This is a genomic window from Ilumatobacter coccineus YM16-304 (assembly GCF_000348785.1).
GTDB lineage: Bacteria > Actinomycetota > Acidimicrobiia > Acidimicrobiales > Ilumatobacteraceae > Ilumatobacter_A > Ilumatobacter_A coccineus.
Genome location: NC_020520.1, coordinates 515,293 through 531,552, shown reverse-complemented (window position 1 = coordinate 531,552; position 16,260 = coordinate 515,293). Strand labels below are relative to the sequence as shown.

Below are 16,260 nucleotides of genomic sequence, written 5' to 3'. Positions count from 1 at the left end.
CGGCGTCTGTGGCGGTCAGCTCGAGAGCATCCCGCCGTCGACGGAGAGGGCGTGGCCGGTGGTGAACGACGACGAGTCGGAGCAGAGCCAGAGTGCCGCGTCGGCGATCTCCGACGGTTGGCCAAAGCGGCCGAGTCTGCTCAGTCGTCCGGCGACGTCGTCGGCGTTGCGGCCGCGACGTTCCATCGCGCTGCGCAGCATGGGGGTGTCGATCGCGCCGGGGCAGATGGCGTTGACGCGGATGCCGTGAGCGGCATAGTCCATCGCGGCGCTCCGGGTGAGGCCCAGCACGGCGTGCTTGCTCGCGGTGTACGCGGGCTGATCGTGCTGCGGCCGAAAGGAGTTCGTCGACGCGATGTTGACGATCGATCCGGTCCCGGCGTCGAGCATGGCGGCGATCTCCGCCTTCATCGACAAGAACGTGCCGCGCACGTTGACCGACATCATGCGGTCGAAGTCGTCGACGGTGCACTCGGCGAGCGGCACGGTCTCGAACTCGATCGCCGCGGCGTTGACGGCGCAGTCGAGCGACCCGTGCAGCGACACCGCGCGCTCGACCACGTCGGCCATGTGCTCGGCGTTCGCGACGTCGCCGCTGACGAAGACGACCGAGCCGCTGGAGTCGGCGACCGCAGCGAGGAGGTCGTCGGCTCCGTCGTCGCGCAGGTCGGTGGCCACCACGTGGGCACCGGCACCGGCGAGCGCTGCGACGATCGCTCGCCCCATTCCCCCGGTGGCGCCGGTGACGACAGCGGTGCGGCCGGTGAGGTCGTCGCTGCTCATGCCGGCACCTCGCTCGACACGCGTCGTGCCGCGTGCCGGCCTGCGGCGAACCCGAAGACCATTCCTGGCCCCAGCGTCCCGCCAGCGCCTCCGTAGGTCATCCCCATCGCGGAGGCCATCACGTTGCCGGCGGCGTAGAGACCCTCGATCACGTTGCCGTCGACGTCGAGCACCTGGGCGTCGCCCGTCGTGCGCGGTCCGCCCTTGGTGCCGAGTGCGCCGGGCCGAACCTGCACGGCATAGAACGGGCCGGTGTCGATCGGGCCGAGCGTGGCCGCCGGCGTGCGTGTTCCGTCACCCCAGTGGGTGTCGTTGATGCTGCGGCCTCGGCCGAAGTCTGGGTCGTCGAGGTCGGCGACCTGCGCGTTCCATCGCTCCACCGTCTCGACCAATTGGGCTCCGTCGATGCCGAGATCGTCGGCGAGTTCGGGGAGCGAGTCGGCGGCGTGCAGCCAGTCGGGCACCGGGCCCTCGCCTCGATATCGGGCGAGGCCCGACTTCACGAGGTACGGCTGGTCGAAGAGCAACCACGAGGGCATGTTCTCGTAGGTGAAGCTTCCGGCGTCGAGCCGATGGAACGCTGCGCCGAACGCGTTGTAGTTGGCCGCTTCGTTCGCGAAACGCTTGCCCGCCGCGTTGACCATGATGCTGCGCGGCTGCACTCGCTCTCGGTTGATCATCCACGGGATCTCGTCACCGTCATCGTTGGTCACGTCGATCACCGGCACCCACCAGGCCTCCTGCATGTTGCCGAGCGCCGCGCCGATCCGCATCGACATCGTGAGCCCATCGCCGGTGTTCGTCTCGATCGATGCGGGGCGCTCCATCGGCCCACGGATGAAGTCGCGCACCATGGCCGGGTTCCACTCGAACCCGCCGGTCGCCAGGATCACGCCGCCCGAGGCCTCGATGGTGACGTCGCCGTCGGCCGTGTCGAAGCGCACGCCGGCGACTCGACCATCGATCACATCGAACCCGGCCGCTCGGTGGCCGGTGTGCAGCTCCACACCGTGGTCGAGGCACGCTTTGAGCAGCCGACCGATGAGCGCTTGACCGCACCCTCGGAGATCGGCCGCCTTGCGCTCGTCGAGCACGCCCGGAGCGATCGACGTGTGGGCGCCTCGGCCGAGCGTCGTCTCGTTCATCAGCAGATGAGCGCTCATCTGGCGGCTCTGCGACACGCGGTGCTGCCACTCGCCGAGTTCGCCGAAGGCGAAGAGCGGGCACTCCAGCGATCGCCCACCCTCACGACATGCGCCGGGATGCTCGGGGTGATAGTCGGGAAAGCTCTCGACGATTTCGAACACGACCGGCGTGTGGTCTTCGAACCAACGCAGCATCTCGGGCCCGGTGTCGACGTAGGCCTCCGCCAACTCGGGAACGATGCGGTCGTGTGACAACGAATCGAGGTAGCGGAGGGCCTCGGCTCGGGCATCGGGCGCACCTGCGGCGTCCATGTGGTGGTTGCACGGGATCCAGATCATCCCGCCCGACATGGCCGACGTGCCGCCCACCACGTCGGCTTTCTCGAACACACCGACGCGCTCCGCCCCGTGCCCACGGGCCGCGACCGCGGCGGCGAGCGCTGCGGCACCCGAACCGAGCACGACCACGTCGTACCCCCCGACCTGCTCCTGCGACCTGCTGACATCGCTGCTCATTGCTCTCCCCTTCCATCCCATCGCACCATGTTGTGCAACCCCTGTTGCATAACGTACCGTCGCACACATCCACGAGTCGAAGCGGAGCGAGGTGAACCCGGTATGCCGAAAGTCGTCGACCACGATGCTCGTCGTCGCGAGGTCACGGCGGTCGCTGCCGAACTGATCGCGACCGAGGGTCGCTCGGCGCTCACGGTCCGCAATGTCGCCACTCGCGCCGGCTACTCGACCAAGGTCGTCTCCCACTACTTCGCCGACATCGGCGACCTGCTGCACGAGACCTACGACTACGCCGCTGGCCGCGCCCGAGCGCGGATCAAGACCGTGCTCGATCGTGACCCGGCCGACATCCGAGGACTCATCGAGGCGGTTCTGCCGCTCGACGCGGTGCGCCGCGACGACTGGCGCATCTGGTTCGCGTTCTGGAGCGAAGCCCTCGCCTCCCCAGCGCTTGCGAAGGACCAACGTCGGCGAGCTCGCGCCGAGACGAAGCGGATCGTCACCTGTCTCCAGCGGATGCGCGACGACGGAGCCCTCCCCACCGGCGTCGACATCGAACGTGCCGCCGACCGTCTCTCGGCACTCGTACCGGGCATCGCCGCGGAGGCGGTCTTCGACCCGTCGCGGTGGACCGCGACGCGTCAACGTCGCGTCCTGACCGACGCGCTCGTCTCCCTCGGCATCCGCCTCGACTGACTCACGCACCGAGCCTTCGGAGCATCTCCCGGATGCCCATGGCGGGCGGACAACTCGGCGGTGTCCCGGCCCGTCCGTCACCGAGCGAGCGGGGCCAGGAGGAGCGAACGACAGCGAAAACCCTGGTCAGAGGCCATGACACTGCCTTGAGAAACTCAAGAAGGTCGGCGTCGCGCCGATAGGTGTCCATGGAATCAGTCACCGACGTGCTTCGATCTCGCGTCACCATTGCGGTGATCGCAGCGCTCGCGGCGGTCGCGATCATCACGCTGGTCGTGACGAGCGTCGGCTCGGAGACGACCTCCTCGGCAGACGCGGGACGGCCAGCCAGCGGCGCCGAATCACCCGGTTCCAGCGACCCTGCCGGTGACGAGGGCGTGGCCGAGTGCGCCGATGTCGACGCCGCCGTCGACGTGTTCTCGGAGTTCGGAGACGGCGACACTCCGCTCGACGACGGCATCGCCGCCCTCGAGCGGATCCGCGAGGGGCGCGACGACCTCGACGCCGAACTGACGATCCTCATCGACTCGTACTCCGCCATCGCCGACGGCGACCTCACCGCACTCGGCGAATCGGATCGGGTCGAAGCCATCGCGGACGCCGCCGAGCGAGTGACCTCCGAGCTCAGCGACCACTGCCCCGACGCACTCGACACGCTGACGAGCAACTGATGCGAGATCCCGACCATCGGTCGCGCACGAGCGTGTTGCGCCTCGCGACGATCACGCTCGCTGCGGCCGTCGCCGTCGCTGGGCTCCCCTCGGGAATCGCAGTGGCACAAGACACCGTCGACGACCGGCATTCCCCGATTCCCGACGTCGCCACGGAGGGCCTGGCCGTGACCGCCGAGGCTCGCACCGGCCTGCACGCGGGCGGCGCCGCAGTCGTCGCCGGCGCGGTGTTCGACACCGACGGAGCCGCCGTGGCTGCGCCGATCGTCGTCGCCGTCGACTCCGACACGGAGGGTGTCGCCATCGACCGGCTCGACGCGACGGCCGGCGCTCCCGCCGACGCTGCGTGGGAATGTGATGTCGCTGCATCGACCTGCACGCTCGTCTCGACCGAGACGGCCGAACCGATGTCGCTCGCCGCCGACCAGTTCGCACCCTGGCGCCTCGTGCTCGACGTGGACGTCGACACCGACACCGACGTGACGGCGTCGTCACTCGAGATCTCGACGTCAGCCGGCACCGGATCGACCGCCGCGTCGACCAGCACCACGATCGAGTTCCTCGACACCGCCGCGCTGCCGATCTTCGCCACGCTGGAGACGCCGAGCACGATCACCGCGGATCGGTCGGTCACGGCGACAGCAGCACTCACGTACGTCGGCCGCGGCAGCGGCACGGCACCGGACCTCGTGGCCATCGACGGACTGCTTCCCCCGACGGTCACCGACTGGTCGTCGGCCGGCGACGACTGGCGCTGCCTCGATGACTCCAGCGGTCCGACGTGCACGTGGAACGGTGAGGCACCCGAGGTCGGTGCCGACCTACCACCGCTCACGCTCACGGGCGTGCTCGATCCTGCCGTCGCCGCCGACTCGACCGTCGAGTGGTCGAGCACCGTCACCCCGGCAGGGCACGACCCCATCGTCGACGATCACGTCGCCACCATCGCTCCGCCTTCTGCGCCGTCGGCGACGCTGTCGGCGCACGTCGTGCATTCGGTCGTCGTGGTCGCTCCCGCCAGCATCGACCTCGACGTCGACGTCACCGCGTTCGATCTCGATGCGGAGACACTCACGGTGTCTGCGTCGCTCCCCGTTGGCTTGACGCTCGATGCCAACCGCGCGACCACCCCGTGGTTGTGCGGAGCGGTCGCTGGCGAAGCCATCTGCACGATCGCTGCCGGCCAGTTCGACTCGGCAGACGGCGGAGCACGCGCAAGCACGCTGCGCCTTCCGCTCGCCATCGCCGACGACACCACGACGGGTCTCACCACGATCGACCTCTCCCTCGACGTCCCCGGTGAACTCGACTCCCACCTGCACGACAACGCGACAGCGGTCACGCTCGCCGTGGCCGAGAGCGAGCAGCCGATGCTCGAGGTGCTCCCGTCGGTCATCCTCCCCGACGGCACGGTCGAGGTCGTCGTCGACGGAAGCAGCCCGCTGATCCGGTCGGGCGAGTCGATCGCCCTGACCGCTCACAACCGCGGCAGCGTCGACATCGCCCCCGGCACCGACGTGCGACTCGATGTCACGACCCCGGCGTCGCTCGACATCACCTGGTCGGACGAGCACTGGACGTGCGAGTCGGCTCCGATCGGCACCCCACCGTTCGTGCTCGGCATCGAGACCACCTGCACGCAGACCACCGCCGCCGGTGTCGGCCCCGACGGACGATTGCCAGCGCTGGTCGGGCACGTCGATGACGTGCGACGAAACGAACGGCTCGGAGCATGGCCAGCCCGAGCAGGTCTGGTCGACGCATCGGGCGCCATGCGAGACGAATCGTCCCTCCCGTCGTCGGTGCGCGTGACGATCGAACGAACGACACCCCGGCTGTCGCTGTCGGCCGACCCGGCCCGGCTGCGCGCCGGCGGTGGTACGACGCTCGCCCTGCACGTCGAGAACCACGGCGACGCCAGCGCCAACGACGTCGGTGTCGTGGTGTCGCTCGGCCGAGGCCTGCATCTCGCGGGGACGTCGAGCACGTGTGCGCCGCTCCGTCTCGTGGAGTCCGGGCCGCTCGCCAGCGTCGTCGATGCGTCGGTCGTCGAGTGCACGTTCGCCGACTCGATCGAGGCAGGCTCGACGGCCACCGTCCACCTCGACGTCGAGGCCGACGACCACGCGACGAGCGATCATCGCGCCGACGCCATCGTGCGATCTCCCGACACCGACGGCGCCGAACCCGTTCCGGTCACCATCGACATCCGCCCGCCATTGACCGCCGTCGCCGAGGCGATTCCCGCCGTGGCCGGACCCGCGCACGCTTCCATCACGCTCGACGCCCGAGCCAGCGAGGGCGGCACCGCGTCGTATTCGTGGCGCCAGGTCGACCTCGACGGTTCGGCCATCGTCGAGGACTCGGTCGAATGGATCGGCTCGCCGGTCGGACGCGTCGTCCAGTTCCAACGACCGACTGTCGACAGTGACACCACGCTGCGGTTCGAACTCTCCGTGAACGACGGTGCCGAGACAGCGATCGACCTCATCGACGTGGTGATCGACGCTCGCGACGAAGCCGACTTCGTCGAGACCGGCGAGCCGACCGACGGGACGGAGACCCGCACCATCCCCGCCGAGTCGGCGGCCGAGACGACCACGTCCGAACTCTCCGAACCCTCCGACGGCGGGTCGGCGTCCGGAACCGCCAAGGCGTCGACCGATGACCATCGGGGCGAGCGCGACGACCTCACGCAGATGACGAACGTCGACTCGGCGCTGCCGAGCACGCTCGACGTCGTCAACGGCGTGTACGAGGCCCACGAGCGAATCGATCACGGGAGCGGGTCCTTCTCCCTCGGTGGCGTCATCGTTCTCTATGACCCGGCCGACGCCGACGCCGCCGCAGAGTTCGGCCGGGAACTGCCGTATGCGACGAGCCGGAGTCGTCTCGAACGAGCCGGCCAGGTGCGCTGGTCGGCCGGCGGGACCTGGCTCACCACCGATTTCGACGGCTTCTTCGCGTGCGACGCTCCGAGTGTCGGATGTGTCGAACAGACCGAGATCGCCGCGTCGCCGCCTGACGATCGGTACCCCTATCTCATCGTGCCCGACGACATCGCCCCGGGCAAGATTCTCGAGGCCCGCTTCTCGTCCCACGACGGGGCGACGCTGCACGGTGAGTACATCGTGCGCATCGCCGTGATGGATCGCGTGCCGTTCCCTTCCGCGTCGGAACCCCCGACGATCACCGGTGATGCGACCGAACTCGGAGAGAGCGTGTCGGTACACGAAGGCGGCTGGTTGCTCGAGACCGACCCCACGACGTTCTCCTACCAGTGGCAGGTGTGCACCGACGAGGTCGACCTCGCGACGTGCTCTGACATCTCCGGTGCTCGGAGCAAGCAGTTCACACCGACCGCCGATCACGCGGGCGCTTGGCTTCGAGCCAGGGTCTCGGCCACCAACTCGGTCGGCACCTCGATTCCGCTCCACGACCCCACGACGGCTGCCGTCCCCGCGTTCTCGACGCCGGTCCTCGAACTGGCGCCGTCGACGCTGACGGCCCCGATCGCCGGGGAGTCGACGTCGGTCGTGCTCGGCACGTACGCACCGAGCGATGCCACGATCACCGCGTACCAGTGGCGGGTGTGTTCACCGGAAGGCAGTTCGTGCTTCGACGTCGGCGGCGCAACGCGCCCGACGTTCGCACCACACGTGTCGTACACCGGCAACCAGATCGGTGCGGAGATCACCGTCGAGGTCCCAGCCGGGTCGATCAACGTGTTCACCGAGCTCGCCACCGTCGTCGGAGCCCCCGTCGCCAACACCGTCCCGCCGTCGGTCGTCGCACCGGCGACGACCTCAGAGGCACAGCGCTACACCGCCACCCTCGGCACCTGGACCGGCGCGAGCCCGTCGGTCACGGTCGAGTACGAGTTCCGCCGATGCGCCGGCGCGGCCACCCCGATCGAGTCGTGCACCATTGTCCAGGAGGCTGGTGCGTCGTCGAGCTACGACGTGGTCACCGCCGACATCGGCACGCATCTCGCCGTCGTGGTGACGATGTGGAACGAACTCGGCCCCGTCACGTCGGCGGCGGGCCGAACCGTCGATCCCGTCGCCGCACCCGACCCCGTGGCCATCGCAACGCCCGCCATCAGCGTCGCGTCGCCCACCGCCGGAGCCACGGCCACCGTCACCTCGACGGGCGCATGGAACTGGGCAGGCGCCACGTTCGCCACGCAGTGGCAACGCTGCTCGTCCCCCGCGAGCGGCTGTGTCGATCTGCCGGGCCAGACCGCCGACGACTACGACCTCGCGCTCGCCGACGACGGCTCGTACCTCCGCGCCGAGATCTCGACCACGAACCAGTGGGGCCGAGCGGCCGCATCGAGGTCGAGCACCGTCGGCCCGGTCAGCATCGACGTCCCGATCAACCTCTCGGAGCCCTCGCTGCAACTCCCCGTCGGTGCGACCGGCCCACACGAGGGCATGACCCTGTCGGCCGTCGCCGGCACGTGGACCTCACCGCCGACCGACCCCCTCGTGACCGAGCGCACCTACGACTGGCAGCGCTGCGACGGCGATGGGTGCACCACGGTGGCCACCGGGCCGACCTACACGATCACCGACGCGATCGTCGGCGACCGAATCAGAATCGTCGAGCACGTCGCGACCGGGCTCGGCGTCGCCGAGTCAGCCGCATCGGTCGAGAGCAGCGCGGTCGTCGACGGGGCCCCGAGCCTCGCGACGGCGCCGACACTGTCGTCGACGCCACTGGCGACTCGCCAGCTCTCGGTCGACCCCGGCACCTGGACGACCTGGACCGCCGACACCCCTGCGTTCTCGTACCAGTGGCGCTCGTGCACCGCCGACCTCGCCGACTGCGTCGACCGGTCGAGCGGCACGTCCTACACGCCACCCGTCGCCGAGCTGGGCCGCCGCCTCGTCGTCGCCGTGACCGCGAGCAACGCGTACGGAGCCACGACCGAACTCACCGCTGCCTCCGATCCCGTCGCACTCGGATCGGGTCCGACCGTGAGCACCGACGCTCCCGGCGGCGCCATCGGCGCGATCGGCGGCGAACGGGTGACGATCATCGGTTCGGCGAGCGGCACCGGGGCGCTCACCACCACGTGGACCCAGCTGAGCGGCACGTCGGTGATCGACGGACCGATCTCCGGCGACGAACTCGACTTCGTCGCCCCCGACGGCATCACCGAATCGCTGACGTTCGCCTACCGCGCCACGCAACCCGACGAACAGTTCTCCGAGGCCATCGTCCGCGTCGACGTCGTCGTCGCCGCAGCGGTCACCATCACCGCACCCGACGGCCCGCTCGTCGGCGGCGAACCGGCGACCGTCGTCGCCTCCGGAGTCGGCCCCGCCCCGCACACCTTCCTCTGGACCCAGACCGGTGGCACCGAGGTGCTCACGTCGACCGTGGCCGGACCCCGACTCGACATCACCCCACCCCCGACCGGTGCAGACACACTGCAGTTCCGCGTCGACTTGGTGACCGGCGACGGCCAGACCGCCTCGGCATCCGTCGACATCGACTACACCCCGCCAGCGGTGGCCGGTACCGACGTCGACGGCGGCTACCTCAGCGTCGGCGGCGGCGAGACGATCACGATCACCGGCACCGGCACGGGTCACGACGGCGTGACGCTGCAATGGACGCAGATCGACGGGTCCGATGTCGTGGCCGAACCGGTCGACGACCCCGTCCTCACGTTCACCACCCCGCCGCTCGGACGCGGCACGCTCACCTTCCGACTGGTCGTCACCGCCGGTGACGGCCGGACCGACAGCGCCGACGTCGTGGTCGACTACGCGCAACCCGCCGGCCTCGACGTGATCGCCCCGACCGACGTCGTCGTCGGTGGAACGTCGGTGACGCTCGATGCCCGAGCACGCGGCATCGCACCGTTCACCTACGACTGGCAGCAGACCGCCGGACCGGCCGTCGACATCGACGACGCGACGGTCGCCGACCTCGTCGTCGCCACTCCGATCACCGGCGCCGACACGCTCGAGTTCGCGCTCACGATCGAGACCGCCGACGGTCAGACCGCCAGCGCGACGACACGCATCGACTACACCGAACCGGCACGCGTCGTGAGTGTCGACGCCTCCGACAGCGACGTGCTGACCGGCACGACCATTCGGCTCTCCGGCACCGGCACCGCCCTCGCTCCGTCCACGTCCCACTGGTCACAGACCGCCGGCACCCCCGTGCTCGACGGCGTGGTCGACGGAGGCGCCGTCGACGTCACGGTGCCCGACTCCGGCAGCGGCACCCTCGTGTTCGAATTCGAGGTTCGCGGCGCGAACGAACTCACCGCCACCGACATCGTCGTGGTCACCTACGACGAACCGCCGCCCACGCCCGCACCGGCCGGTCTCTGCGACGTCGTCGCGGCCGCCCGCGCTCCGGGGAGCACCGCTCGCCTCGGTGACGACATCACGATCCGTTTCGCATCGGTCGCACTCAACGCTCGCGCCTGCACGGGCGACACGACGGCGACGTTCACCGGCGCCGAGATCGTCATCGGAGACGCGTTCATCGTCTCCGACGCCTCCGGGTCGTTCGACCGGTCGAGCTTCCGACTCACGTCGGGCACGCTGCGTGTCGACGACGAGGTCTTCGGCGATCATCGCTTCGACCTCGTCGGCGACGGGCTCTCGGTCGACTTCGGCGACGACACGTTCGCTGCCGACGCATCGTTCGTCTCTCCGGGATTGGCGCTGCTCGACGCACCCGCCGGCTGGTCGGCTGCGACGCGACTCGACTTCACGTCCGACGACGGGGTCGCCACGGTCGCCATCGACGCCGTGGCACTGCCCGGCTCGGGGGCGTCGACCGGCACCGAGAACGGCCTGCCCGTCGTCGCCGACGGAGCACCAGCGGTGACCCTCTCCGGGTCTTGGACGACCGGAGGACGGCTCGACCTCGATGCGCGCATCGACGGTCTCGTCGACCTCGGCACCGGCCCGATCGCGCTCACCGGGTCCGTCGGGCGCGCGGCCGGCGACCTCCCGCTCTCGGTCGAGATCGGCGCCGAACACCCCGGCCGGATCGCGATCGCCGACGGCGTCGAACTCAGTGGCATCGTGCTCGCCTGGAGCGACGGCACGGTCAGCGGATCGGGCCTGGTCCACCTCGCCGGATCCACGACCATGGCCGTCTCGATGTCGATCTCCAGCGCCGACAACTGGAGCGTCGCCATCGCCGGCGATCCGACCGCCGGACCGTGGCAGCTCGTCACCGGGCTGAGCATCGACCCGTCGCTCACGTCCGGGTCGATCGAGCGCAGCGGATCCACCACGGCCGTCACCGTCACGCTCGGCGCCGATCACTGGAACGCCGTCGACGGCGTCACCATCAGCGACCTCGACCTCACCGCATCGGCAGCATGCGTCGACGGCTCCTCCTGTGCGCTCGCGTTCGCCGTTCGAGCCGGACTCGGCATCGACCTCGACGGCGTCGCGATCGGCGGCGTGGTCGACGGCCGGATCGAGCTCGCGACCGGTGCCTACGACCTGACCGTGTCGTCGCTCACCCCCTTCTCGCCGTTCGACGGCGTGTCGGCCACCGACATCTCCGCCACGATCGAACGCGACGAGAGCGGCGCCACATCGGTTGCCCTCGACGGGAGCGCGTCGATCGCAGGGACGGCCGGCCGACTCGTGCTCGACATCGAACCGCGCGGCTGGGTCGCCCGGCTGACCTTCGACGAACTCACGCCGTTCACCGGCGCACCGACGTTCAGCGATGCCAGCGTCCTGTACGCCTCCGGCAACCGGACGCTCGTGATCGACGGCGAAGCCGTGAGCGTCTCGGCTCGCACGGTGACCGCCGCCGGTTCGACCACGCCACCGGCATGGCTCACCGACCTGTTCGGCATCCCCGCCACACAGGTCCATGCGAGTGGCAGCATCGACCTCTCCACCAGCGAGTTCGATCTCGCGCTGCGCGTCGCCTCGCTCGGCGGAGCAGAACTCGTCGACGTCGCCGGCGTCTCGATCGCCGTCGACGAACTCGACCTGCACCTCCGCGGTCGCGGCACGCGCGTCGCTTCCGACTTCACGGCGGCCGCCCGTCTGCGGCTTCCCGGCGTCGCCGGATCGTCGCCGACCGAGGTCGACGTGATCCTGTCGGCCGGGATGAACCCCACGACGGGCACGCTCGCACTGTCGGCGTCGCTCGCTCCCGGCCAGCGATGGGATGACGTGCTCGGCGTGTCGGGCCTCGACGTGACCGGCCTCGCCGTGTCGACCGACATCAACGTCCGGAGTGGCGGGAGTCCGGTGATCGGACTCGCCGGAACCGCGAGCCTTCCCGGGTTCATCGCCGATCCGCTCGGCATCGCTCCGGGTACGCCGGTGACGCTTGCCGCACGCCTCGGCGGCCCGAACGGCTGCTTCGCCTTCGAGATCGGTGACGGCGACTCGCTCGCCATCGACGTGCTGAACGCCGGTGTGATCGAAGCCGACTACGCAAGCCTCGTCATCGCTCCCGACGGTTGCACCATCGGTGTGTACGACTACCCGACTGGCATCACCGTCGGCTTCGACGGCGACGTGCTCTCGGTGCCCGCCGTCGTGAACGTGAGCGTCCAGCCACAGACCTCGGCGATGTCGGCCGACATCGAACTCGGCCGTATCGGGCTCGGTGGGCTCACCATCGACGGCGTCGACGTGCAGTTCGACATGTCGCCCACGTCGCAACAGATCGCGTTCGGCGGCGAGGTGACGGTCTTCGGTGCCACCGCCCGCGTCGAGGGCGAAGTGATTCGCTCCGCCACCACGACGAGCACCCGCTTCACCGGTTCGTTCCCCGGCCCCTCGCTCGGCGGCTTCGGACTCGATGATCTCGACGTCGAGTTCGAGTCGTCGCCGCAGACCGGCGAGCTGTCGGCCACCGGAACGACTGCCATCGACCTGCTCGGCAACACCGTCGACATCGATCTCGACTTCGGTGTCCGCAACGGGCGCGTCACCGAGGCGACCGGGACGGGCAGCGTCGACATCGACCTCGCAGCCGTGTCACTCGCAGGTGACGTCACGGTCGACATGGAGAGCGGCTACTTCCCGAAGATTCGCTTCGACGGGTCGCTGGAAGCGCTCGGCCTCGATCTCGGTTCGGCCACCGGCCAGGTCGAGCCCGACGGGTTGCACGTCGCCGCCCGCCTCGGCATCGACGGGCTGGTCGACGCTCGTGTCACCGGCATGATCGCCTACGGCTTCGACCCGAGCGCGACCCCGAGCGTGCAGGCGGGCAGTTCCGACGTCGCAGACACCGACGTCGAGCCCGGCGATTTCAGGTTCAGCGCCGTCGGTGCGGTGATCGGGCTCGCCGGATTCGACATGCAGAGCCGTATCGACATCTCGTCGATCCGCGGGAACACCAACGCCTCGATCGATGGTTCGATCCACCTCGGCCTCGGGAACACCGACGCCTTCGTCACCCTCGCTGGCGAGTTCGACACCGGCGGTCGGCTCGAACTGAACGGAACCGGCACGGTACGTCTCGCCGGGTTCTCGCTCGCCGACGCGCAGTTCAGCGCCACTCGCGACCCGCTCGGCACCGACGAACTCGCCATGACCGGGACCTTCGACGTGCCCGGCTTCAGCGACATCGCACTGTCGGGAGCGTTCCAACGTTCACCCGAGTACGGCACGTTGTTCCAGCTCGCAGGCGACGCCGACGTCGAGATCGGCGGGTTCGAACTCTCCGACGGGTCGTTCGTGCTCTATCGCGAAGCCGCCGAGCCCGGCACCGCCGCCTCGACGCCCGAGTCGATCCGTGCCCGGGTGGCCGGCGAGCGACCCCTCGTCGCCGACGGGTGCTCCGACGCCGCCTGCGCCGTCACCGCCGGCCTGGTCGGCACCGCTCGATTCTCGGCGCCCTCGATCGGTGGCATCGACGTGACCGTGGCGGTGGCCGCCGACGGCTCGATGTCGTTCGACGCTCGTACCCGCCTCGGTGGGCCGGCCGGCGAGCTCATCGGCTCACCCGATGTCACGCTGCACTTCCGGTCGAACTCCGACGGTGATGCGCAGGTCGAGTTCAACGCCGTCGTCGACGGCGCCTTCGGCATCCCGGCGAACTACTCGGTGTCGGGCACGCTGCACGACGACGGTCGCTACGCCTACCAGGGCGCCGGGTCGATCGAGATCAGCAGCCCCACGATCGACATCGGCCTGATTCGCTTCCGCGGCCATGCGGCCGGCGACTTCGACGTCACCGCGCACGGCAACGGGGCGGGGGCACCGACGGTCGACGGGAGCATCGCTGTGATCGCAGAGGTGCAGGAGAAGCACGTCAAGACCAACCTTCGTTGGTCGGGCTGGAGCAAGATCTTCGGAGTTCGCCTCGCCGGCAGCGTGTCGCCGCTCGACCTCAGCGTGCGGATCGACGTGAGCGGATTCGGCACCATCACCCTGCCGTTCAGATTCTGACGCGGTCGGCTCCCCCTCCGCGTGGGTGGCCATCGACGAGCGCCTGCGCGACGCGCACCGTGAGCTCCCTTCGACCCGAAGGGCTTCGCCACCGATCGTTATGGTCACGACGGAGGCAGTCGAAGGAGCGTCACATGGGACTTTCAGAGCAGTTCAGACTCGACGGACAGGTCGCGGTCGTCACCGGCGGTGGACGCGGGATCGGGCGTGGCATCGCGATCGGGCTCGCCGAGTGCGGTGCCGACGTGGTCGTCGTCGCCCGCCGCCAGGCCGACGTCGATGCTGTCGCCGAAGAGATCCGCGCACTCGGTCGGCGGTCGTTCGGCATCTCGGCCGACGTGATGGACTGGGAGTCGATCCCGGCCGCGCTCGACCGCGTCGTCGACGAACTCGGTCGGCTCGACATCATGGTCAACAACGCCGGCGGCACGCTCGACAACAAGATGTACGCGCTGCCCGACATCTCGCTCGAGAAGTTCGACGAGCAACTCCACCTCAACATGAAGACCAAGTGGTGGGGTGCGCAGCAGGCCGCCGCTCGGATGGACGACGGTGGTCGCATCATCAACATCATCTCGATCGCGGCGCACAAGCCGTCGCCCGGCTTCGGCGTTTACTCGGCCGCCAACATGGGGATGATCTCGATGACGCGGACCCTCGCCGTCGAGCTCGCCCCCAAGCGCATCACGGTCAACTGCATCGCCCCCGGCGTGATCGTCACCGACATGTTCCGCGACACGATGGGCATCAGCGACGAAGACGCACGAGCGCGATTCGAACAGCTCATTCCGCTCGGACGCACCGGCGAACCCGCCGACTGCGCTGCCGCCGCGGCGTTCTTCGCGTCACCCGCCGCCAACTGGATCACCGGCCAGTTCATCGACGTCGCCGGCGGCCAACCGACCTGACGTCGCTCGGCGCGACCACCGACCGGGCAGCACGGCGCCGCGTCGTGGTAAACCAGCCGTCGTGGTCGAGCGTGAGGAGTTGCCGTCGGCGGTTCGCCACGGCCCACTGGGGTCGGTCGGCACGATCTACGAGCTCCCGGACGGACGGCGGTGCATCGTGACGTTCGCGAACCGCGGCACCGATGCGCTCACCCCGGTCCGCAACGATCGCGGCGAACTGTGGATCGGTCATCTCCTGCCCGGCGACGTCGAGCCGGCCCACTTCGACGACTGGGAGCGAGCGTGGGTGCCCGCCGAACTCCTGCGACCCGTCGGCGAACTGACCTGACGACGTCTCTACCGCCGTTGTCGGCGTACGGGTGACCGCTCGCGAACTCGTGTGTGGCCCCGACACCCCGGTCTCTGTTTCACGAGAAGGGCTGACGAGCGAGCTGCGCCCATGACGGGGAATCGATCATCGAAGTTGCCGCCGCAACAACGGATCAGCCGAGCAGATCGAGCGTGGCCTCGTCGCGGATCCCATCGAAGTGCCGGTCGAGCACGGCCGGAAACGAGTGATCGTCTGGGTCAGCCGCCTCGAACAGGGTCATCGACGACCTGAGTTTGATGGTGTCGATCGTGCCGAATGCTGCGTTGATTCGTCCGACTTCGATGGCCGCCGCTGCACCTGCACACTCACGCAGGCGCGGCCCGAGAACAGGATGATCCAGGTACGAGCGGGCCTCCTCGATGCCGGAGATTCCGTAGAACTTGGCCGTCGCGCTGTGCCCCAGCGCCTCGAGCTGGGGAAACACGAACCACATCCAATGCGTGACCTTCTTGCCGTTCCGAACTTCGGCCAGCGCTTGGTCGTACATGTTGTCGAGGTTCTGAGCCTCGACGAAACGTGTGAGATTCACGAGCGCCCACCCCGAGTTCGCATACGGGAAACCTAGACCCCCGCATCCGGCCGGCAGATCACCGAGGCCTACCTCGGCAAAGCCGACCCCGATGGCACGACGGCCTGGTCGCGGAGACGGCTGCGATGCGATGCAAGATCGATCGTTGGAGCCGGGTGCGAGAGTCGAACTCGCGACCACATGATTACAAGTCAAGTGCTCTACCAACTGAGCTAACCCGGCGAGAGCGG

Annotated in this window: 8 protein-coding genes and 1 tRNA gene; 5 read left to right on the top strand and 4 right to left on the bottom strand. The window is 69.2% G+C overall.

The window, feature by feature from the left end; all coding sequences use genetic code 11:
- Positions 1-15: 15 nt before the first annotated feature.
- Entirely contained in the window at positions 16-783 is a 768-nt protein-coding gene (locus YM304_RS02425; RefSeq protein WP_015440038.1) for an SDR family NAD(P)-dependent oxidoreductase, read from the bottom strand.
- Positions 780-2,444 carry an FAD-dependent oxidoreductase gene (locus YM304_RS02420; protein ID WP_015440037.1) on the bottom strand — a complete coding sequence of 555 codons (1,665 nt, stop codon included), beginning with the start codon at positions 2,442-2,444 and terminating at the stop codon, positions 780-782. The genes YM304_RS02425 and YM304_RS02420 overlap by 4 nt, the downstream gene beginning before the upstream one ends.
- Positions 2,445-2,546: 102 nt before the next feature.
- On the opposite strand from YM304_RS02420, the gene YM304_RS21790 reads away from it, so the two are divergent.
- The 5 genes from YM304_RS21790 (at position 2,547) to YM304_RS02390 (ending at position 15,459) form a co-directional block, all read left to right on the top strand.
- Positions 2,547-3,140, top strand: a complete 594-nt coding sequence (locus tag YM304_RS21790; RefSeq protein WP_015440036.1) for a TetR/AcrR family transcriptional regulator — start codon at positions 2,547-2,549, stop codon at positions 3,138-3,140.
- A 188-nt stretch (positions 3,141-3,328) separates the two neighbouring features.
- On the top strand, positions 3,329-3,811 hold the full coding sequence (locus YM304_RS02405; RefSeq protein ID WP_041297920.1) for a hypothetical protein: 483 nt from the start codon (positions 3,329-3,331) through the stop codon (positions 3,809-3,811).
- On the top strand, positions 3,811-14,223 hold the full coding sequence (locus YM304_RS02400) for a PKD domain-containing protein (RefSeq protein ID WP_041297919.1): 10,413 nt from the start codon (positions 3,811-3,813) through the stop codon (positions 14,221-14,223). Before YM304_RS02405 ends, YM304_RS02400 begins: the two co-directional genes overlap by 1 nt.
- Before the next feature lie 134 nt (positions 14,224-14,357).
- Positions 14,358-15,131 (top strand): SDR family NAD(P)-dependent oxidoreductase, encoded by a 774-nt coding sequence (locus YM304_RS02395; protein WP_015440033.1) that lies wholly within the window; start codon positions 14,358-14,360, stop codon positions 15,129-15,131.
- 61 nt (positions 15,132-15,192) lie between these two features.
- On the top strand, positions 15,193-15,459 hold the full coding sequence (locus YM304_RS02390; protein WP_015440032.1) for a hypothetical protein: 267 nt from the start codon (positions 15,193-15,195) through the stop codon (positions 15,457-15,459).
- Positions 15,460-15,613: 154 nt separating this feature from the next.
- Here the strand turns inward: YM304_RS02390 and YM304_RS02385 are convergent, their stop codons facing one another.
- A complete protein-coding gene (locus YM304_RS02385) occupies positions 15,614-16,030 on the bottom strand; it encodes a DUF1810 domain-containing protein (RefSeq protein ID WP_015440031.1) in 417 nt (138 codons plus the stop codon).
- A 146-nt stretch (positions 16,031-16,176) separates the two neighbouring features.
- Positions 16,177-16,252 (bottom strand) — tRNA-Thr (locus YM304_RS02380).
- Positions 16,253-16,260 lie beyond the last annotated feature (8 nt).